Annotated in this window: 19 protein-coding genes; 5 read left to right on the plus strand and 14 right to left on the minus strand. The window is 43.0% G+C overall.

The genetic code is table 11. The features are described from left to right. Positions 1 to 281: 281 nt before the first annotated feature. Positions 282 to 2,069 (minus strand): family 43 glycosylhydrolase, encoded by a 1,788-nt coding sequence (locus AC1DLM_RS21585; protein WP_477571141.1) that lies wholly within the window; start codon positions 2,067 to 2,069, stop codon positions 282 to 284. A 348-nt stretch (positions 2,070 to 2,417) separates the two neighbouring features. On the opposite strand from AC1DLM_RS21585, the gene AC1DLM_RS21590 reads away from it, so the two are divergent. Beyond that, entirely contained in the window at positions 2,418 to 3,134 is a 717-nt protein-coding gene (locus tag AC1DLM_RS21590; protein WP_477571142.1) for a helix-turn-helix domain-containing protein, read from the plus strand. Between the two features lie 90 nt (positions 3,135 to 3,224). Here AC1DLM_RS21590 and AC1DLM_RS21595 read toward each other — a convergent pair whose 3' ends face one another. From AC1DLM_RS21595 to AC1DLM_RS21605, 3 genes are read right to left on the minus strand one after another with little or no spacing between them, the layout of a single operon-like run. Further along, the gene (locus tag AC1DLM_RS21595) at positions 3,225 to 3,776 is read right to left on the minus strand and encodes an RNA 2'-phosphotransferase (protein ID WP_477571143.1); all 552 of its coding nucleotides are present in this window, start codon (positions 3,774 to 3,776) and stop codon (positions 3,225 to 3,227) included. A gap of 60 nt (positions 3,777 to 3,836) precedes the next feature. Further along, positions 3,837 to 4,211, minus strand: coding sequence for a hypothetical protein (locus tag AC1DLM_RS21600; RefSeq protein WP_477571144.1), 375 nt, complete (start codon positions 4,209 to 4,211; stop codon positions 3,837 to 3,839). Beyond that, a complete protein-coding gene (locus tag AC1DLM_RS21605; RefSeq protein ID WP_477571145.1) occupies positions 4,208 to 5,629 on the minus strand; it encodes an RtcB family protein in 1,422 nt (473 codons plus the stop codon). Before AC1DLM_RS21605 ends, AC1DLM_RS21600 begins: the two co-directional genes overlap by 4 nt. Positions 5,630 to 6,004: 375 nt before the next feature. Between AC1DLM_RS21605 and AC1DLM_RS21610 the strand changes: the two genes are divergently transcribed. Both AC1DLM_RS21610 and AC1DLM_RS21615 read left to right on the plus strand, forming a co-directional pair. Further along, positions 6,005 to 6,559: a hypothetical protein gene (locus tag AC1DLM_RS21610; protein ID WP_477571146.1), complete on the plus strand. Its 555-nt coding sequence runs from the start codon at positions 6,005 to 6,007 to the stop codon at positions 6,557 to 6,559. Next, positions 6,559 to 6,813, plus strand: a complete 255-nt coding sequence (locus AC1DLM_RS21615) for a diguanylate cyclase domain-containing protein (protein ID WP_441987280.1) — start codon at positions 6,559 to 6,561, stop codon at positions 6,811 to 6,813. The genes AC1DLM_RS21610 and AC1DLM_RS21615 overlap by 1 nt, the downstream gene beginning before the upstream one ends. A 95-nt stretch (positions 6,814 to 6,908) precedes the next feature. Here AC1DLM_RS21615 and AC1DLM_RS21620 read toward each other — a convergent pair whose 3' ends face one another. From AC1DLM_RS21620 to AC1DLM_RS21650, 7 genes are all read right to left on the minus strand, one after another. Further along, entirely contained in the window at positions 6,909 to 8,288 is a 1,380-nt protein-coding gene (locus tag AC1DLM_RS21620) for a PAS domain S-box protein (protein WP_477571147.1), read from the minus strand. Between the two features lie 117 nt (positions 8,289 to 8,405). Further along, positions 8,406 to 9,104 carry a Na-translocating system protein MpsC family protein gene (locus tag AC1DLM_RS21625; RefSeq protein ID WP_441987282.1) on the minus strand — a complete coding sequence of 233 codons (699 nt, stop codon included), beginning with the start codon at positions 9,102 to 9,104 and terminating at the stop codon, positions 8,406 to 8,408. A gap of 138 nt (positions 9,105 to 9,242) precedes the next feature. Beyond that, complete coding sequence (locus AC1DLM_RS21630) at positions 9,243 to 9,734, minus strand: Na-translocating system protein MpsC family protein (protein ID WP_477571148.1); 492 nt, start codon at positions 9,732 to 9,734, stop codon at positions 9,243 to 9,245. 39 nt (positions 9,735 to 9,773) lie between these two features. Continuing rightward, entirely contained in the window at positions 9,774 to 9,956 is a 183-nt protein-coding gene (locus tag AC1DLM_RS21635; protein WP_477571149.1) for a Na-translocating system protein MpsC family protein, read from the minus strand. A 463-nt stretch (positions 9,957 to 10,419) separates the two neighbouring features. Continuing rightward, positions 10,420 to 11,535, minus strand: coding sequence for a slipin family protein (locus AC1DLM_RS21640; protein ID WP_477571150.1), 1,116 nt, complete (start codon positions 11,533 to 11,535; stop codon positions 10,420 to 10,422). A 644-nt stretch (positions 11,536 to 12,179) separates the two neighbouring features. Then, positions 12,180 to 13,031, minus strand: a complete 852-nt coding sequence (locus AC1DLM_RS21645) for a sugar phosphate isomerase/epimerase family protein (protein WP_477571151.1) — start codon at positions 13,029 to 13,031, stop codon at positions 12,180 to 12,182. Positions 13,032 to 13,592: 561 nt separating this feature from the next. Continuing rightward, positions 13,593 to 15,659: a beta-galactosidase gene (locus tag AC1DLM_RS21650; protein WP_477571152.1), complete on the minus strand. Its 2,067-nt coding sequence runs from the start codon at positions 15,657 to 15,659 to the stop codon at positions 13,593 to 13,595. Positions 15,660 to 15,796: 137 nt separating this feature from the next. Between AC1DLM_RS21650 and AC1DLM_RS21655 the strand changes: the two genes are divergently transcribed. Further along, positions 15,797 to 16,630, plus strand: a complete 834-nt coding sequence (locus AC1DLM_RS21655) for an AraC family transcriptional regulator (protein WP_477571153.1) — start codon at positions 15,797 to 15,799, stop codon at positions 16,628 to 16,630. A 277-nt stretch (positions 16,631 to 16,907) separates the two neighbouring features. Further along, a complete protein-coding gene (locus AC1DLM_RS21660; RefSeq protein ID WP_441987287.1) occupies positions 16,908 to 17,606 on the plus strand; it encodes a GntR family transcriptional regulator in 699 nt (232 codons plus the stop codon). 72 nt (positions 17,607 to 17,678) lie between these two features. Here AC1DLM_RS21660 and AC1DLM_RS21665 read toward each other — a convergent pair whose 3' ends face one another. The 3 genes from AC1DLM_RS21665 to phnC are packed head-to-tail and all read right to left on the minus strand — an operon-like array spanning position 17,679 to position 20,110. Next, on the minus strand, positions 17,679 to 18,500 hold the full coding sequence (locus tag AC1DLM_RS21665) for a PhnE/PtxC family ABC transporter permease (protein ID WP_441987288.1): 822 nt from the start codon (positions 18,498 to 18,500) through the stop codon (positions 17,679 to 17,681). A gap of 1 nt (position 18,501) precedes the next feature. Further along, positions 18,502 to 19,287 carry a PhnE/PtxC family ABC transporter permease gene (locus AC1DLM_RS21670; RefSeq protein WP_171638601.1) on the minus strand — a complete coding sequence of 262 codons (786 nt, stop codon included), beginning with the start codon at positions 19,285 to 19,287 and terminating at the stop codon, positions 18,502 to 18,504. After that, the gene (gene phnC, locus AC1DLM_RS21675) at positions 19,277 to 20,110 is read right to left on the minus strand and encodes a phosphonate ABC transporter ATP-binding protein (RefSeq protein WP_171638599.1); all 834 of its coding nucleotides are present in this window, start codon (positions 20,108 to 20,110) and stop codon (positions 19,277 to 19,279) included. Before phnC ends, AC1DLM_RS21670 begins: the two co-directional genes overlap by 11 nt.

A 20,110-nucleotide genomic window follows, 5' to 3' on the forward strand; every position in this document is an offset into this window, starting at 1 on the left:
CGGCGATTTTAGCTGTAGTTTTTACAGTTATTTGAAAGCTAGCTACTAAAATGAGCACACAGCACACTACTTCTACTTCTACTTCTACTTCTACTTCTACTTCTACTTCTACTTCTACTTCTACTTCTACTTCTACTTCTACTTCTACTTCTACTTCTACTTCACCCTAGCTCAACTCGCTGTCACCATGCCACATTAAATAAGGAGRAAGCTTCAATTAGCCCAAGACTGAGAAAAAACATGAATCCAGCCCAATCCAGAGCTTGATTCATGTTTTTATATTACTCACTATAAGGCGCGATGCATAGCCCCTCTTCATCCTCTTCGACGCCAAGCGGGACAATTCCAGGACGTGTCCGGAAAGGCGCAGTACGGTCGTTGCCAAAAAATGTAGACATGAGTCTGCCGTTATGATCAATAAACATTGTTCCGTGGCCGCCATGCGGGACGGCAAGTCGCCTTGGGGTATACGGGCCGTACAGCTCATCCGCAACCGCATACATCAAATCATACGTACCATCGACGCGTTTATCGCCGTTCCATTCTGCCGCACCCAGAATATACTTGCCCTTATATTTGACGATGAAAGCACCTTCGTAGCCCACTCGCTGACCATCCGAACATAGCAACTTACGAGGGTCTTCCGCAAAGCCCGTCATATTCGTCTTCATCCTAGCAATTTTACCATCCTGCCAAACAAAATACACGTGACCATCCTCATCTTGGAACAGGCTGGAATCAATATCCGTATTCGTCATTCGTCCCATATCAATATAGGGCCCTTCCGCAAGTCCGGTTATGCTTTTAATCATCCCTGTACTGCCGCCTTGAAGTGAATAAGTGATCCAAAATGTATCGTACAGATAGATCATCTCTGGTGCCCACAGACAAGGGTTCTCATAAATGTTGTTCTCCCAGGTACCGTTTTCGGACAAATCCCATACCTTCGCTACATGGTTCCATTCCTTCAAATCGTGTGAGCGCCATATATGGAGCTGGTTATTCCTGTCCCAAAAATTGTGATGCGGCTTATCTGACGTCCCCGTCAAATAATAGGTGCCATCCGGCCCCGTGCTAATATGCGGATCACGAATCGGGAAGTCAGCAATCGGCTTAAGAGTTCCTACCCCACCTTTTTCAAGCAATACGTCCTCACGTGGTCGAATAAATCCTGATCTCACCAAGGACATTGGAACAATGGCAGGATAGTTCTCGACCAGTGAATAGCTGCCACAGCCCGAGAAAGAGGCATGCAACTGATTGTCTACATCAGAAAATAAAGAGATCTGACCGCCATGGGGAAGTGCCAAATACCGCCGGCTGTAGGGGCCATAGATCGATTCGCTCACCGCGACGAAAGTATCTACAGCATCGCTCCCCATTCTAGCAAGGGCATCTGCGCAAAACATATAATAAAATCCTTCCTGTTTGTATAGAAAAGCCCCGTATGTTCCTACCTGCACAATCTGACTATACGAGGGATGATCCTCACGTCCTGCAACCTTCCAAGGCTGAACTTCTGCCATTCGAGGCGATTCCGCGAGACCTGTCATATCTTCTGTCATTCGAGCGATCTGGCCATTTCCATACACCCAATAAACGGCTCCATCATCATCCTTGAACAACGAAGCATCTTGCCCGTCATCCGTTATTTTCCCCATATCCCGATATGGACCCAGAACAGATGCTGATAAGCTTTGGAGCAATCCTGTGCCGCCAGCCTTTAACCCATACGTAATCCAGAACATCCCATGTACATAGTGGATTTCAGGAGAGCAAATGCCAGCAGGGCCCTTGCTTGCCTTCTGCCATGTGCCGTTTTGCTCGAAGTCCCATATGTTTGTCGGACCGTTCCACGACGTTAAATCGGTGGAGGTCCACACTTGTATATTAGAGACATCCGTCGTGCCGGTCAAATAGTATATATGATCCGGTCCTTTACAAATACTCGCATCGCTTATAGCGACATCCAATATTCGTTCTATKGGCACAGCAGATTCCGTATAGCCTGTACATGCGGACCATTCTGTCTCTGGATGCGGAGGCCGCATGAGAAAATCACTTTTCATTTCGATGATTCCTTTCATCTACCGAGTTGTGTTTGTAGCATAAGTATAGCGTGCTTTGAACAAACGCTTAATAGAGAAAGTGGTACGTAAGGTGAGGAAAAGGGACATCAATCATCAAATAAAACTGTTGTGCATAATCATGGATTCTTGGTAAAATGACCGGAAGAAGAAACTGTTTTCGTACTTAGAAACCAAAGAAGAAGAAAGGAACTCCCTAAACAAGCGATGTTAAATATACCTAACAAATCCGGGCCTATCTATCACCTGCCATTAGTTGGAGAACCCCCTCCCCTCAGTGTGCAGTTCTTGGGAATTAATTATTGTGAAAAGGATTATAGGAATATTCGCATGCTTGCTACGATTACCGTTTTCGGTTTCGTATTGTCAGGCCAAGGCGTTGTTAGGGTCGGTACCCAATCCCAAACTGCTTGTCAAGGCGACATATTTATCCTTCCAGCTGGTTGCTACCATGAGGTTACCTCGGACATCCACCACGAGGAGCAATGGAGCTACATCTGGCTTAATATAAGTGGAAACTGGATGATAAAGATGCTCGAAGCGTATCAATTGCTCCCCCATATCGTGACGCAGGACAGCGGATTAGAGCCTCTTTTTCAAGAAGCTATTGAAGCTGCCCAGCAAAAATCTGTCGAGGACATGCAAACCGAGCTTCAAATCATCCTCATGCGAATGATCATTGCCCTCTCTGACATATTGCGTAAAAGAGGTAATGCCTTAACTTCAACCGTACAAGTGATCAAGCAATTTTTGGATAACAGCATCCTTCATCCCTTCGACTCGCCTGAGCTCTCTTCCCATATTGGCCTTTCCATGAAGCAAATGAATCGCTTATTTAAACGAGAAGTCGGAACAACCATCTATAACTATGTCATTACTAAGAAAATAGAATCCGCTAAGCTGATGCTCCTCGACACACGACTAACCATTAGCGAAATTGGTTATAAGCTAGGATATGATGATCCGCATTATTTTTCGAACCTATTCTATAGCAAAACCACTGTGAGACCAAGCGACTTTCGTCGGATATTTAGTCAAAGTGRATAGGTGAGGAGGCAATTTGTGATGATGTCAAAGGGATGAATCCCTGCCGTTGCAAATAATTTCCCAGGAAATCTATCCGCATATCGCGAAGCTTCATCGCTGCTTCGCATTCTCATTCATTCGGCAGAACTCGGCAGGTACTGCGTCTGCAAGCCATACTTCATTCCCCGCATAGTAGAAGACCACTCCTGCTTGGGTAGCTTTCTCTGTATCAATGGCTAATATAATTAATTCCCCTCTGCGTTTTCCAGCAAGCGTTGCAAAGTGAAGTCCTTCGGACAAATGGACATATTGACGATGCATAGGACGTAATCCCTGTTTTAAAATCTTAGGGGCAGCATGCACATTCGTGCCATGGTAGAGTACGGTTGGAGGTATTGCAGCTGGATAGCTAACTTTATCATGGCTATGCCCATATCGGGCTCGGATTCGATCTCCGATAACCTCAAAGCGCTGCTTTTCACAACGCGCGACAACTTCTTTAACATCACTTACGCTAATCTCTGACCACTTCGGATGTGCTCGAAGAACATCTATTAATTCAGCAACCGTACAGGAACCATCGTTAGGATCTAGGCTCAGCCCGAATTCTTCCGGCGAATGCCGAAGTATTTTACTCATAAACTTACTCAATTTTGTTTGCATGTTATCTTCTAACATCCCACTCACGTCCTAAACATAAATTCAAATTTGTTATCACATTTCTCAACTAACCAAAAACMCAACCCTCACATCCGTCTCCTCTTTCATCCATAGCATCGTCTGCCCTTTATGCAGATCCGACTTCATCGATTTCACCAGCTTCTCGATATCCACATTTTGCTCATAATGCCACTGCAGTGCAGCGGATACATATAATTCATTTAACTGGGCAAAAGTAAACCCTTCTGTTAGCTTCGCCGTCAAGAACATCAAGGCGTCATTCAAAAGCTTTCCTATCCCTTTCTGCTCCAAATAAATTTGTCTCAGCTCCTGGTCTAACACATAGACGTAGTCCCCATACGCTTTAGGCAAGTCGCCCTCGGCTCTAAGCGGAGCTGATACAGCCGCTGTTACTTCCTTCATTTGTACTTGTTTCATTTAGCACCTTTTACTGTCGCCATAGGCTTACATTTAGCTACTACTTCAGCCAAACCCGCTCCGACGACACTTTCAATAATTTGATCAACATCTTTGTAAGCTTGCGGTGATTCATCTAGAATCGACTCTAATGACCTTTGGTTGACGACAATTTCCTCACTCGTTCCCACTCGCATAGAAGAGGCAAACTCATTCAGCGTTATCAATCTTTTCGTCGCACTGCGTGAGCGAATTCGCCCTGCTCCATGACAGATGGAGTGAAAGTTGGCTTTGCCGCCCGGTGCTCCTACCATAATGTAGGAAGCAGTCCCCATTGAACCCGGAATCAGCGCAGGGTGACCTGTTGTGAGATAAGGCTGTGGGTTATCAGGATGTCCAGCCGGAAGTGACCTCGTCGCCCCTTTGCGATGGACAAAATAAGACTGCTCTTCATGCTTTTCCTCCCACGCATAGTTATGCATAAGATCGTACAACGTGGTCATTTCAAACTTCGAGCCGAACATATCTTTACCGGCCTCACGAATGGCATAAGCAATCAAATGGCGATTGACGACCGCATAATTGAGCGCTGAATACATCAGATTGACATAAGTCTGCGCCTCCGGATGTTCCAAAGGTGCAAATAACAGCTTAGGATCGGCCGTTCCTAATCCGTTCATCCGCATCACCTTTAACATATCACTGCTGCAATATTGACTCACAGAGCCACCCCATGCACGCGAACCTGAGTGAATCATGATGACCACTTGACCATCGAATAGTCCCCATGCTTCAGCAATCTCTCGGTTCTCTTCCGCAATTTCGATCGACTGAATCTCCGCAAAATGGTTCCCATTCCCAAGCGTCCCAAGCTGACGATGTGACCGATGCCAAACATGGCTCGGAAATCGATTCAATGCATTTTCATCCAAGGTAAATTTACTGCTCTCTACATGTGTAAGCGATGTCGCCTTGCGTGGCGTATACCCGTCAGGAATGTACTTCTTGGGAAGTCCATGCAGCCCTTTGGTGACGATGTGTTCCAATCGAATGTCCGAGAAATGGCCGCGTGCATGATCTTCAACGGGTAAATACTTCTCGATCGTCTTCACTAGCTTGCGGCGCAGCTTCACATCCTTCAGTTCATCCTTATGCAGATTCGTCATATGCACGCGCATGCCACAGCCAATATCGCTGCCGACAATTGACGGTGACACATACCCGTTATGCGAATTCCATACTGCTGTCGTGCCTATACAGGTACCAACACCGACATGTACGTCAGGCGTGTAGCTCATATATACTTGATTCGGTATCTGCAAATTGTTGTTAGCCATCTGAAATACTTGATAATCTAACGCTTTAAACAACTCAGGTCCTGCGTATACATGAACGACTCCCGCTGGGAGCTGGACCTCTTGATAGTAATTTTCTTTCATTCGTTCTGTTCCTCTTTTCTTATTATGTGGACGCAAAAAAGCCATAGACCAACATCGTCTACGGCTTTTTCATGTCAAATTTAAACTAGGCATACTCCAAGAGTACCTACGTATTCGTCACAAGTCCGGTTGAGACCGATGGTATGAAGTGCTTTTCAGTTGTCAGGTTATTGATAGAAATTTGATTGCGAATCATATCGTCGGCCTCCTTTCCATTCATTTACAAACATCATACGAGTCAGAGCTAAGAACTGTCAATCCATCTGTGGCGGAAAGATTAATTATAGTGATCAGGCTTATTTATTAAAAACATTGCTGTCTCCCAATCCCTTTTTAGGGGAATACATTAAAACGTCCTTGCTGCCTCAATATCAAATGCAAATTGTGCTTTATGGCAATAGCCCGATGCTGCTGTTAGTCATATGCTGTTTAGTTCACCTTAGTATACTCTTTGGAAGTCCAACGACATCGTACTTGAAGCGATACTTGCCGCTCTTTTACGCGGCTCCTTACGTATTATGGCTGTTTTTTCTAAGTACTAAGGATCATCGTATCTTATACAATGCGAATGTGACTGATGGACGAAGTCCGCTCGATCCGCTTTTTCTGCTTTGTACCGTACTCGTCGTAGCCGGGTATATCCTGATTTCGGTTGTGATTCTCTCCATCTCTTGGTTTCGAACTCGTAAATTGAAACATATGAAGTCTCTTCGTTCCATGCTTCTCAGTTTATTCTTGCTTTTTGCCTGGTTTGTCATGGTCACCTCTCTCTTACAGGTGAAACTAGTGACATCACGGAATGCCATGATTTTATTTTTTATCGGCTATTTGTTCTGGGCAGTTGCCCTTCGTCACTTCATATGGTCATTACGTTGGAGATCTTTATTTGAAGCATTTTGCGCAAATTCTGGAAAGCTGCACTCAACCTGATGATAATCGGAGGAGACGAATTTGTGTGGATCATTTCATCCATGCATGAAAACATTGAATTAGACACGTTTATTAATGAAAGATTATCTCTATTATACAAACTCCCTTTTCAATATGAGGACATTCAAATCGCCATTTCATTTAGTTCTGGCGTCAGTATGTACCCTAGGGATGCGACGGATATCACGACATTAATGAAGAAAGCGGATGAGGCTATGTACAAAATGAAACACAGCAAATCAACCGTTAAATGAATGTGATCAAGAGATTGGCTGTAAAATGTGTTAAGAGGCCGTCTATTGGCAGCCTCTTAACAGTGTATGATTTTTTTCATGAAGTCCACTTCTGCCTATTCGCCGATCGGCAGACAAATATGAATCGTTGTCCCCTGGCCTTTTTGACTAGTTATATCCAAAGATCCGCTATGTGCATGAATAATTTGCTGTGTCGCCATCATGCCAAGACCCGTTCCGTTCTCTTTTGTACTATAGAAGGGAGAGCCGATTTTAGAAATGAGCTCCTGTGGAATTCCATGTCCATTATCAATGACTTGAACCATGATCGAATCTCCGCTTGGTCTTGATCCCACAATGTCAATCATCCCGCCATCTGGCATAGCCTCCATTGCGTTTTTAATTAAATTAATAAAAACCTGCTTCAACTGAACCCCTACACATGGAATGGCAGGCATTTCCTCTAGATGAAACGTTCTTAATTCAATATTGTTAATTAACGCTTGTGAGCTCATCAGCATGACGACATCCTGAATAATTTGCCAAATGTTTTCACTTTTGAACTCTTGTGCTTTTGGTTTAGCTAAGTACAGCAATTCACTTGTAATCAGCTCGATTCGTTTAAGTTCATCCTTCATGATCGCAAAATAATTTTTATTAACCTCAGGTAAGGTTTTTTCAATAAGTTGGGTAAATCCTTTCAATGATGTAAGCGGATTCCTAATTTCGTGAGCAATAGACGCCGCTAGCTGGCCGACCGCTGTCAGCTTTTCTGCTTGTAACAGCATCGTTTTGCGGTTGTTTTCTTRCGTAATATCTTTCGCAACTCCAAATACCCCCATAACCTCATCATTCACTATGATGGGTATGTTGGTCACTTTGACATCAATAATACCCCCATTTTTGTGATAAGCTTTCGTTTCATAATGCTGGGTAATACCTTTTGCCGCTTTATAAAAACAGCTTTTCGTCTTCTCCAATTCTTCCGGCGGTATTAATGGCAAGTACGACATTCTTAATAGCTCGTCCGCACGGTAACCAATCATTTGCTCCATAGCCGGGTTCACCCGAAGGTAATTCCCTTCCAAATCAAATGCAAAAACAGCATCAGGGTTATATTTAAATAAAGACTCATAATGCTGCTCCTTTTCTAACGAAATGCCCTTCTTTTGTGTAATATCTTGAAAAAAAATCGAAAGACCGCTGGAAGACGGATAGGCTCTCACACTAAACCAAACTGCTAGAGGTGCATAAAAAATATCAAATTCGACTCTTACTTGCTCTTGCATTGCTTTAAAAAATTGKGCATACAAAGTTAGATACACCGCATGCGGGATTTCACTCCACATCGATTTGCCGATGAGCATTCTCGCATTGGGAAATAAAACACTAGACGCTTCMGCGTTGATATAAGTAAACTCCCAGTCCGAATTGACTGCAAAAAATGCATCCGAAATTCGATCAAGTATCTCATTCCGTTCATTTAAGTCAACCATGTTTTGCCCTCATTTCGCGAAAAGTGAATTCAACAAAAAAAGCCTAAATAAGAGCTGCAAAAAGCAACTTTTATTTAGGCTTATGCCCAGCGTTCTTTCTGGTTCATTACCGCCAACTTATGGACCCGGATTTAAGATGAACACAATGACGCTTTTATCCAAATGAAAGTCCCAATCGACAAACACATCATTAATCCTCGCATTTAGGAAGCTCTGGAAATGACCGTTATTATGGAGATGACTCTTTTCGAGGTTACGTTTAGCCAACCTTAAACTTTCTTCATGTCCAATTCGAATTAATTCTTTTTCAATACTAATTAGGATACCATTTCGAATCACTACAAGGTTTCTTTCATTGATCAAGTATGAGTATACTTCGTCCGGCTTTTTCTCAACCTGTTGTGAGATCGTATTAATCTCCTGATGAAGCTCCTTTTTCCCTGTGTAATCTGATTCTAATGAGATTTGTTCATGGTCATCTCCAGATTCGATACCGACCATAACTCCGGAATGATTATGAAGTCCCCAATCGTAATAGAACTCACCAATTTTCATGCCAGCAAATACGAACAGATAAGCTTTTATTTCAGGAATTAATGTCTTCATCAATAAGTCTCTAGTCGATTGTACCGAATGGATCTGATCTTGATGAAGAAGAATTTTTTCCGTCGGTGATAGGAAGTGTTTCAAATAAAGTACGACAAACGGACGATTGATGCTGACAAAAATGGATTGAGGACCTTTCCCGAATGACTCTCGTAGCAACCTGCCTACGTAACTCGCTATTTCGGTTTGTGCTTGTTTATCCAACATCATTCATCCTTCAGTAAGGCAAAAGCATTATTTCTTTCACCCCAGATTTATTGTAAATAGTTATTTGGAAATATTCAACAGAAACTTTACTTAGTATGTACCCCTGGCAGCGTTCTATCCATCTATGTATCAAATTGGTTTCTAATCGTGACTTGGGTTTAAAATAAACACAATTACGCTTTTATCCAAATGGAAATTCCAGTCCGTAAATATATCCAAAATCGATGACTTTAAAATTTTTTGTAAGTGATTGTTATTGAACAAATGATCTTTTTCAAGGTTTCGCTCTGCCAGCTTTAAGCTTTCTTCAAAACCTAACCGAATTAATTCTTTACTAATATTAATCAAAATACCTGTTCTGATAACGAGGAGTGTCCTCTCATTTATGAGATAAGATTGAATGTGATCGGGGATTTTTTGAATGAGAAGACTGATTCTCTCAATCTCAAGGTGAAGCTCTTTTTTCCCTGCATACCATTCTTGAGGGCCATGATATACTTGATTCTCTTCGGATGCAATGCCGACAAATACGCCTGAATAGTTATGCAATCCCCAATCATAGTAAAATTCTTGAATGTTTAATCCTGTTAGAAGCAGCAAATACGCTTTAATTTCTGGAATTAGAGACTCCATCACTACGTTTCTCGTATGTTGAACGGAATATAAATGGTTCTACTGCAGAAGAATTTTCTCCGTTTGCGATAAAAAATTCCTTAGATATATCACCACAATCGGACGATTGATACTGACGTAAATTGATTGCGGTCCTTTTCCAAAAGCATCTCTTAGCAATCTTCCAATGTGACTTGCGATCTCGTGTTGTGTTTGCTTTTCTTGATTATCCAAAAATCTCATCCTCAGCTCAGGTAAGGCTAACTTTTACCTTCCATTATTTAGTGACAAAAAAAGCCTAAATAAAAGTTGTTGTGAACAACTTTTATTTAGGCTTATGTCCAGCTCAATCTCTGGTTCATTAAGTCCGAAGTAACAATTAGACAAACTTAAATTCTTCATTAAAGGCTCAAGCATTATTTCTTTTACCCTAGTAATTATTTTAATAATTTTTTCTAAATATAACAAGACAAATTTGCCCAGAATTTCTCTTACTACAAGCAACTCGATCATTTCTACTCTAATTCCTACCGACGCTCTAGCAATCCCCCAATTGAAGACTGCACTCCTGGTAAAGAGGCATTTTTCAGGATATTTTCGTTAAGCCGCATATACGTCGAGGTCAGATTCCTCAATGCTGCCGGGCAGCCCATGGAAGTGGTATATACGTCCCCCTCTTTTAACCGTAAAGCGGAAGCGAAACTTATCAGTTTTTAGACATGTTTCTATCTCCAACAAAAGAGTTCAACTGCTCTAATAAGTTGCCTCCACCATTAAAAGAAATCGTCCCGATTTTCTCACAAATCTTTTCCAAGAATTCAAGCTCCTTCAGTCGGAACAGGGTTTGATTCTCATCCATAAGCTTCGCTGTATTCAACAAGCTTCTCGTAGAAGCCGTCTCCTCGCGCCGCGTAATGAGATTAGCCTGAGCTTTCTTCTCAGCCAACAACACCGTATTCAAGATATCCTTAATATCACCAGGCAAAATAATATCTTTCACACCTGCCGACAAGAATTGCACGCCATAATCTAGACTTTTCTCATTCAAGCGTGACAATACGTAGGTGGTGACTTCCTGTTTCATTTTCAGCAAATCATCTAATCGCAAAGTACCAACATACTCACGTAATACAAGTTGCAATTGAATGTACATTTGCTCTTCAAACGATTTGATTTCAAGCGCCCGAAGTGGATTTATAGTGCGATATTGGCACACAAAGTTAAGTCGGAGTGTTACCTTATCCTCCGTCATCATTTCTTGTCCTGTCATATCCATTTGCTGTTGACGGAGGTCAACGGTTTTCACAGAGACTCCGATTGGCCCYTTCCAGAAATAGTATTTGCCGGGAGCAAGCTCCTTTTGCATGACATGGTTATAAAACAATGCTCCACTTTCGTGACTAGCCACATCAAATGTTTGATAGTAACCTATTAGCTTAGGAATGATAGCTGGATCAATCTCATTGGGCAGTTCAGGATTACGTATGTCTGCACGAAGATAGGTGTGTTCTTTCAATACGTTCCAAAAAGCATATCTTCCAGCTGTCAACAAGCCAACGAATTTGCCATCTTCATAATGCAGCACATACTCATTGTCTTGAACCTGTATCATATCCAGCTCTTTGATGAGTATGTCGTCATGCATAAACAACTGAAGATCTTTCCCTTTCACATGAAAAGCGTTCATGATATTTAAAATCTCAACATGATCATCTGAAAATGGCGACAGCCGATATGTGCCTGGTTGTAAACTTTTATAGTAGCTGCCTTTACGAAATAGCAGTCCTMGTTCGTCATTGTGTATCGTTACTTTTTTAAACATGTTAAAACCTCCTTGAGTGTTAGATCACGTATTTGGAGTCTTCCTGCGATTAGAGCGGAATTCTGCTTAAGAATACAAAGTATGAATATCGCCATTTAAAACTCGTTAGAGATGTTCGGTTTACACTAGAAAACCTTCTATCTTCCGTTAGTAACAAACGGGTTTAAGCATTCTTGTAATCGGTATCTGCAGATTGCATAGCCTTCACGCAGTGTGCCATGTGTAAGCCACAGAAGACTCCAGTACACGATCAATTAAGAATAATTTTTTTGCTCGATTAAAAGTCGAGTGCTCTACCACTGAGCTAATCGTTCCACACGATAGGGGATTCGAACCCCTGCACCTGGTGAATATAAGTCGGAATGAACATTACAGTATACATACACATAGGGATGTGTACGCACTGCTGGACGATTTGACATCCTAGCCATGGTAAAGTCATCCGTATCTACATCCAAATCTATCTTCGCCTATTTCCCTAAAAACGAACATGGTGAAAGTATGGCGACAGGTAAAAAGTTTCCTTTTAATTTCTCGTTTCCTGTTGCCGATACAAAAAAAGATACGCACAGAGGGAACACTTTTTCAAAGTGTCCCTTCTATGCGTATCCGTGTATTGCATGTCTTCCGTCTTTACCTCATCTTTATTCCCTAGTCAACATTTTTTGGACTGCTTGAAAATCATGCTCCAGCCGATCGTAGGCAGGAAATGGCGCATGGCATTCCAAGGTTATCCATCCCTTATAACCGACTTCCTTCAGCGCATCGAACATGGGTTGATGGTCAGCTTCCCCCTCGCCCAAGCGACTTTGCAGAAACGCTTCTTGTCCGCGATGCGTCAAGTTAAGGAAAGTGCCTGGTGCTCCAGCCTCTTTCACACGTATCTCATCTTTGACATGAACATGGAATAAATACTTGTCCAGATTTACGATAGAATCCCTGCCATAATCCGTCCCCGTAATATACATATTACCTGCGTCGTGAATCATCCCAACATTGTCATGCTGGGTCAAATTCAATAGCTTCAAGCTGCTGTCAACGGTTTCTACAAGTGATTCATTATGAATTTCAAGCACTAGCTTTATTTGAAGTTTTTGAGCCATCTCAGCGCATTTATTCAGCCAGTGAGCCGCTTTGGCATAGTGGTAGTCGTATGCCATGAAAGCATTCGGCCCTCCCGGGGATACCCGAATCATGGAAGATCCCAGCTCTCCGCCAATTTCCAACAAACGATTGAAATCGCTGAATGCTTGCTCACACTCTCGATCGCTAGCCGTCGAGAAGCCGCCCATATAGCCGGCAAGTACCGGAATTTCGAGTCCCAAATCCGCTGCTAGCGACTTGATTTCCTGGATCCGCGGCGTACTCGTTGTCGGAGAAAGATGTGGCTCGCGAGCTGCAATTTCGATCCCATCCATGCCCAACTTTTTAGTTAATTTCATAGCTTCTTGAATACTATGTGCCATAAAAACACCGCTAAATGCCGCAATTTTCAATGATATCTCCTCCTAGAGATGAAGTTGATTTCTACTATATCAACAATGCTTCTCTTAAAGTTGACTTTTCTTTCGAAGAATATAGGCATTTTTTACAAAATACAAAATAAACCTGAGGCTCTGCCTCAGGTCCTTTGTAAAAACCCAATCTGATGTGTATAGGGAGGGTTGTCCATGTTTCAAGGTAAACAGGCGAGCCTATTCTTCCCAAACCTAAAGAGTATCGCGAAAAGAGGATGGTTGCATTTTCTAACAGACATGACAGCCTCTAATAGCTAAAAATGAGGCCGTTTTGATTTTTAATGGACACCAGAAGCGTTATTGACTGATTTGTGTGCCAACATGTGTGGCAAGGGACTGAATAACGGCCGTGGCGTCCGTTAGCATTTGGACTCCCTGCTTTTCTTTTTAAATAACGGCTCCCCTGTCCGTAACGCAGAAAAAATGAAAGCTAACCTTGCATCACAACTGGTTCCCTCTGCTGCTCTTATCCCAACAGCAACGGTTAACTTAGGTGAAGTCTTCCTACTACCCATTTTTTAGAAAGAGGGTCGGTCTTATTTACACTTCCCTTGCTGGGCGTTTAAGCAGCACAATACCATTTACCGGTAGATCGATTACACCTTTTACCGTTTCATTCGACTCCAACAACGTGTAATCTCTGTCGTCAAGAGAAATACGTTCGCTTTGGCCACTGAAATTCATGATAAATACATATTCCGTTGAAGTATCTGTTCGCACCTGAATGGTTACTCCCTGAGGGAGGTACGTGTTCATCGCTCTAGCAACGCCCGTTTGCTCAATAAGTTTCGAGTAAAAAGCTTGAAGAAAATCTGCCTTCAAACGCGTCGCCATGTGATAAGCCTTCCCTTTTCCAAAACGATTAACCGTAAGCGCAGGTTTCCCTGCATAGAAGCTGTCCGTATAGACACCTAGTACCTCTGCACCTTCGGTATGGATCAGCTCACAGATCTCATGCGACTCGAAAGTCCCCGTTAGTCCGAGTTCATTATCAGATGACATCGATAAGCCATTACGATCGTGATCATATAGGCCTTCAATCTCTTCTGCCCAAATGCCAAGCGTTGTCCGAAGTGGTCCTGGGAATCCGCCCAAATGACATAAATCATGTTCGTTCACAATACCTGACCAATAGGTCGTGACCAGCGTTCCACCTTGCTCAACGAACCTTTCCAGTTTACGCCCCGTTTCTTCACGGCAAAGATACAACATAGGCGCAACTACTAGCTTGTACGAGGACAGGTCATCCTCCGAGCCAATAACATCGACCGGTATACCCTGTTCCCAGAATGCTTGGTGATGGGCAAGAATGGTTTGCTCATAGTGAATGCCCATATTTCGCGGCCCTTGAGCGTCTTTCACGGCCCAGCGGTTATCCCAATCGAACAGAATCGCTGTTTCCGAAGGCGTCGTAGTGCCTACTACTTCAGAGATGTTCGATAAGGTCTTCCCCAGCTCTGCTACATCATGAAACACTCGTGTATGCTCATGTCCAGCATGGTCTACGACAGCACCATGAAATTTCTCACTGGATCCTCTGCTTTTACGCCATTGGAAATATTGTACGGAATCCGAGCCATGGGCTATTGCTTGAAGAGAGGACAATCTGTGCATGCCAGGTTGCTTCAGCTTGCTGACCGACTGCCAGTTCGTAAGGCTAGGTGTGCTTTCCATCAGCAGAAACGGCTTCTTCTTCAGCGAGCGGAACAGATCATGATAGAAAGCAATGGAAGCACCCAATTGGCTATCATTCTGCCCTTCATGCCAAGTTGGATAAGCATCCCAAGAAATTACGTCCAGTATGTCAGCAAATTTTCGATAGTCTAGGCCTTCAATTAAATGCATATTTGTTGTAACCGGAAGAGCAGGATTGGAACCCCGAACCGCATCAATCTCGTGCTTGCAGAAATTTACTGTTTGGTCCGTAACGAATCGACGCCAATCCAGATTATGCCCATGAACCATATACTCACCATGTGGTGCTGGAGATTCAACCTGCGACCAATCCGTAATCGTATGTGCCCAGAATGAGGTCCACCAAGCCGCATTTAACGCTTCCAGCGAACGGTATTTCTTTTGCAGCCACTCTCGGAAGGCATCCTGACAATACTCACAGTGGCAATCTCCACCAAATTCATTAGAAATATGCCAACCGATAACCGCAGGATGCTCGCCATACCGTTCAGCAAGCTTCGTGTTAATAATCGCGGTCTTCTCCCGATAAACGGGGCTGGTATAGCAATGATTGTGCCTGATTCCATGCAAATTACGTACGCGGTTTGCCTCTACCCGTCTAACTTCTGGATAGCGCTCTGACATCCACGCAGGACGTGCTCCACTAGGTGTTGAGAGCCAAGCGTAGATGCCATTCTCTGCAAACGTATTCAGAATTCGGTCCATCCATTCAAAAGTAAAGGTCCCTTCTGCCGGCTCTAGTGCAGCCCAAGAAAATATACCAATCGCCATCACATTACAACCAGCCAGTTTCATCAGGCGTATGTCTTCCTCCAAAACCTGTGGGTTGTGAAGCCATTGGTCTGGATTATAATCAGCACCGTGCATCATGACGGGTAGCTTTGGGCTAATTGGATGAAATTTGTGAGTCATTTTCAAATCATCTCTCCTCTATGTTTATCCTCGTATTCTCTTATATACTTTGATTATAGGATAAATAGCTGATAAGATAATAGAACTTATGAATTAAAAAATCGTACAATATGAACATCGGTGGTGAAAATAGGTTGATGCCTTTCCTTTTTGCTGAATTTGCTATGCTCGATAACAAATTGCCCCTCTATGTGTATTGTGTAGGCAGTCATGAGCAAAAGCATCTTCTACGACCTGATGGGTATCCAGCTCATCAACTTTTCTTAAGCCGACGCGGGAAGGGAATATTTCGCTTACAGGGTAGTCCGGATATGATCATGACGCCTGGTACCATGCTAATCCTTCCCGCGGGTGTACATCATGAATATTTTCCTGATCAGAGTGAGGATGCTTGGGAACTAGGCTTTGTGGCTTTTAGCGGCTCCATTGCTAGTTCCATTCTTGAGCACCTTGGCAACCAAAATCCGACGCTATTACAGCAAAACCAATTTCAGGCGTATTGGAATAAGCTTGAATCCTTATGGCAGCTTATCAACTTGAATAGCGAAAGTGGTTATTGGGAAGCGTCTAGAAAAATGTATGACTTCCTACTGTCTGTCATCGAAGGACAGTCCGATCAAGAAATAAAGCAGCGAATGAAACCAATCGGACATTCCAATGCTGCTTTACAAGAAGCGATTAAACTTATTCATGATCACTATAATGAACGCTTGCATTTATCCAACTTGGCAAGAGCAGTCGGGTATTCTGTTCAACATTTTCATCGTCTGTTCGTCAGTATTTACGGTATTTCCCCTATGCTCTATATCCAACAGATCCGTATGCGCCGTTCAGTTCAACTCTTTGAAGAGAATCCTTCTATTACTGTTGAAAAGGTGGCACAGCAACTGGGTATGGAGACCAGTTATTTTATTCGAATTTTCAAACGAACGTATGGCAAGACGCCTAAACAATTTATGAAATATGAATAAAGAACTTTCGCACCACTTATTAAGTGCCAATCAAAGATATTAGATTATGACTGTTTTGTTATTGGAATATTCGACTTATGTCAACTTACTGTTTAATCTTAACGCCACGTGCTGCTGCGAAATTGCCAAACATCCCGATATAGTGGGGCGAAACCTAGGAAACTAGCGCTCGCAGCAGGCGAGTAACTTCATTTTTTTCATCCACTTTATATTCAGCTTACATACATCATGCATAATAGACATTATCGACTCTATGTAAAAAGGCGGCTTACAATTAATGACTTCACTTGAACCTGATGCACGGAACGCATCGAACCTATTAGGCTCTGCTAAATCTTCACTTGAAAAAGTAGCCTATCAACAAATTCGTGAGAATATAATCAATGGGCATTTTCTGCCAGGCACACTGCTCTCAGAAAATGAGCTGGCCGATCAACTCGGCATGAGCCGCACGCCAATTCGAGCAGCCATCTCCCTCCTAGAGACAGAGGGATTCGTGGAATCGATTCGGGGACGGGGTGTCTTCGTCAAAGAGATCTCCTTTCGGGAGTTTCACAACATGCTCGAGTTCCTGGCCTCGATGCAGCTGTACAGCCTCGAAGTCGCAGCGTTCCGGAAGCTCAGCTTCAATCTCCCTGAGTTGGAATATCTTCTCGCGAGACAGCTGAGCGCTTCGGAAGAAGACGACTACCGCACCTATTACGAATGTGGGCTTCTCTTTATTGAAACCATGCTGCTTCTTGTGAAGAATGAGAATATGATGCAAGTTCTCGAGCAAATTAAAGGGAAGTATATGTTCAAAATCATTTCGTACCGCAAGCTGCATGTCCACACATTGCCGAAGCCGCAACAATCGGGACAATTTAATCAACGCATCTATGATGCGCTTGCAGCAGGAGATTTGAATGAAGCGAAAAGAATCATTCTAGAGCTCATCGATCAGACGCGTCAGCAATTTCAATCTTTTCAAATGTAATATTCTCCGAAAACCAAAAAGCCTGTGCGTACCGAATTTCGGTCTGCACAGGCTTTTCAATCATGTATACAATTAGTTTTGAACTCTTAATTTCTTTTTTATCTTCCCTGCCACTAGCTCAAGCAAGATGGCAAACGTAAGAATGAGATACGTAATGGCTCCGATTTCCCTCACATCATAATAATAGGAGCTAGCCATAAACATATCAAACCCAATTCCACCTGCACCAGCTGCAGCACCCATAGCTAACGCTACGGAGAAGTTGATTTCAAATCGCATAAACGTCCATGAAATCAAGTACGTGATAGACGAAGGCAATACAGCTTGAAATACGATTTGAAGCCAATTCGCACCACTTGCTTTTAAGGCTTCAATGACGCCTTTATCTAACTCCTCGAATGATTCCGAGTAGGTTTTGACGAGATAACTGACAGAATGGAACGTCATACCAATGACCGCTGCCACACTGCCTAACCCAGCAGCAACCGCAAAAATCAATACCCATAGAACAGTTGGTACCGCTCTAATAAATGCAACTATGCCTTTAACTATAACGGATAGTGTAGGATTGGATAAATTAGTGGCGGCCATTAAGCCGAGTACTAACGCGATAACGGCGCCGAACAACGTTGTCAGAAATGCCAGTCCTAGGGTGATAAACAAATATTTAACCGCATCGATGAAGGTAATATGGTGTAAGAGCGGTCGAAAGAACATGGTTTTAAGCGTATGGCCTGTCGATATGACAGCATCAAGAAACTGAATGTCCTTATAGTCAAAAGTTATAAATGCATAAAGTGTCAATACGACGATTGACACCAAGGTCAGCCGGATCACTAGCTTTTGTTTACTAAACGGCTTCTTTATTTTCAGTTCTTCCAAGGTCAGTTCCATTTTATAAGATCACCTTCCTGATATAGGTAGAAACCGATTCTATGATAAAGATAGCCAGGACGAGAACAAGAACGATTAAAGATGCAGCGCTGAAATTTAGACTTTTGTAATACAAGCTGAAAAGGAATCCAATTCCCGTGCCGGTCAAAATACCAATTAGCGTGGCCTGACGAATGTTCGTTTCCATCATGAACAAAATCCAACTGATCAGTTGTGGTATACAAGCTGGAATGACAGATTGCGAAATAATGGAAAAGTAGCCTGCTCCCGTAGATCTTAATGCTTCTACAGAGCTGCTGCTCACTTCGTCAATCGACTCCGTGAAAGCACGGGTCAAGAAGCCAAAGGAGCCAAAGAATAGCGCGAAGTATCCGGTTAGTACATTTTGACCAAAAGAAATGAGTAATATCATCGACCATGCGGATACATCAATGTTACGAAATACGGTTGCGATTGATCGACTCACAAAACTGAATACGCCACCTGCCCCAGTCGTATGGGACCCTGCAATAGCGAAAATCAAAGCAAACAAGGCTGCCACGGCGGTCGCCGCGATCGAGACAAGTACCGTCTCAGTGAGGCTGCTGATAATGACAGGAAGCCGTTTCAATGCTTTTTCATTCGGATAGAAATTATTGAATGCCCATTCGGCAGCTTTCGGGATAGAGGTAAAGCCTTTGATGACATTATAGTTCGTTATGACTATGGCGATTAGCGTGATGGCAAGCAAGAGAGCGCAATATAACAGAGTTTTCAGTCGCTTTCTGGCAAAGAAATTATCTTGCATGACTGCCCTCCAGCTCCTTCAAATCTATAAGATCTTTCAGCTCATCAAGCTCATCCAATTCTCCTTGTTGCTCATGAATCTCTGAACCGTAAATTTTGGCTAACTGCTCGCGATTGATTCCTGTCGGCTTACCGTCGTAAACGATGGTTCCCTTGTTCACACCGAGAATCCGGTCTGAGTATTTCAAGGCTGTATCCACTTGATGCAGATTCACGATAACGGTGATACCCATCGTGGTAGAAATATTGCGCAGATGATCCATGATAACCTTAGAGGCATTAGGATCTAGAGAAGCGATTGGTTCATCGCAGAGCAGCATTTTAGGATTCTGCACAAGTGCCCGGGCTATCCCAACCCTCTGCTTTTGTCCACCGCTCAGTTGATCACATCGCTTATAGACCTGATCTTCCAAGCCGAGCGTTTTCAAAATGGTGTAAGCTTGATGCTTCTCCTCCTTGGAGTAAATCCCAAGAATTCCCTCCAGCGTTGACTTATAACCAAGTCGCCCGTGCAAAACATTTTCGATGACAGACAGTCTATTCACCAAATTATAATGTTGGAAAACCATGCCCATCTGAGTTCTCAACCGTTTTAATTCACTCTTCTTACTTGCCAAAATATCTGTGCCATTAAATTGAATTTCTCCACTGCTGGCATCAATCATTCGGTTAATACAGCGAAGCAGCGTCGACTTACCGGCCCCTGACGGGCCGATAATCGACACAAACTCCCCTTCTTTCACAGCGAAATTAACATCTGTTAACGCTCTTGTATCCGTGCCATATTGCTTGGATACCTGCTTGAATTCCAGTAACATTGTCAT

Source organism: Paenibacillus sp. 01T442 (genome assembly GCF_056398345.1).

What these genes read in the sequence shown, in the direction of transcription:
- AC1DLM_RS21625 (WP_441987282.1), bottom strand. Translation starts at nt 9,104, where the DNA reads ATGATGTTGGATAAACAAGCACAAACCGAAATAGCGAGTTACGTAGGC.
- AC1DLM_RS21630 (WP_477571148.1), bottom strand. Translation starts at nt 9,734, where the DNA reads ATGGAGTCTCTAATTCCAGAAATTAAAGCGTATTTGCTGCTTCTAACA.
- AC1DLM_RS21660 (WP_441987287.1), top strand. Translation starts at nt 16,908, where the DNA reads ATGACTTCACTTGAACCTGATGCACGGAACGCATCGAACCTATTAGGC.
- AC1DLM_RS21665 (WP_441987288.1), bottom strand. Translation starts at nt 18,500, where the DNA reads ATGGAACTGACCTTGGAAGAACTGAAAATAAAGAAGCCGTTTAGTAAA.
- AC1DLM_RS21650 (WP_477571152.1), bottom strand. Translation starts at nt 15,659, where the DNA reads ATGACTCACAAATTTCATCCAATTAGCCCAAAGCTACCCGTCATGATG.
- AC1DLM_RS21595 (WP_477571143.1), bottom strand. Translation starts at nt 3,776, where the DNA reads ATGCAAACAAAATTGAGTAAGTTTATGAGTAAAATACTTCGGCATTCG.
- AC1DLM_RS21605 (WP_477571145.1), bottom strand. Translation starts at nt 5,629, where the DNA reads ATGAAAGAAAATTACTATCAAGAGGTCCAGCTCCCAGCGGGAGTCGTT.
- AC1DLM_RS21615 (WP_441987280.1), top strand. Translation starts at nt 6,559, where the DNA reads ATGATAATCGGAGGAGACGAATTTGTGTGGATCATTTCATCCATGCAT.
- AC1DLM_RS21655 (WP_477571153.1), top strand. Translation starts at nt 15,797, where the DNA reads ATGCCTTTCCTTTTTGCTGAATTTGCTATGCTCGATAACAAATTGCCC.
- AC1DLM_RS21635 (WP_477571149.1), bottom strand. Translation starts at nt 9,956, where the DNA reads ATGAGATTTTTGGATAATCAAGAAAAGCAAACACAACACGAGATCGCA.
- phnC (WP_171638599.1), bottom strand. Translation starts at nt 20,110, where the DNA reads ATGACAATGTTACTGGAATTCAAGCAGGTATCCAAGCAATATGGCACG.
- AC1DLM_RS21670 (WP_171638601.1), bottom strand. Translation starts at nt 19,287, where the DNA reads ATGCAAGATAATTTCTTTGCCAGAAAGCGACTGAAAACTCTGTTATAT.
- AC1DLM_RS21610 (WP_477571146.1), top strand. Translation starts at nt 6,005, where the DNA reads ATGCAAATTGTGCTTTATGGCAATAGCCCGATGCTGCTGTTAGTCATA.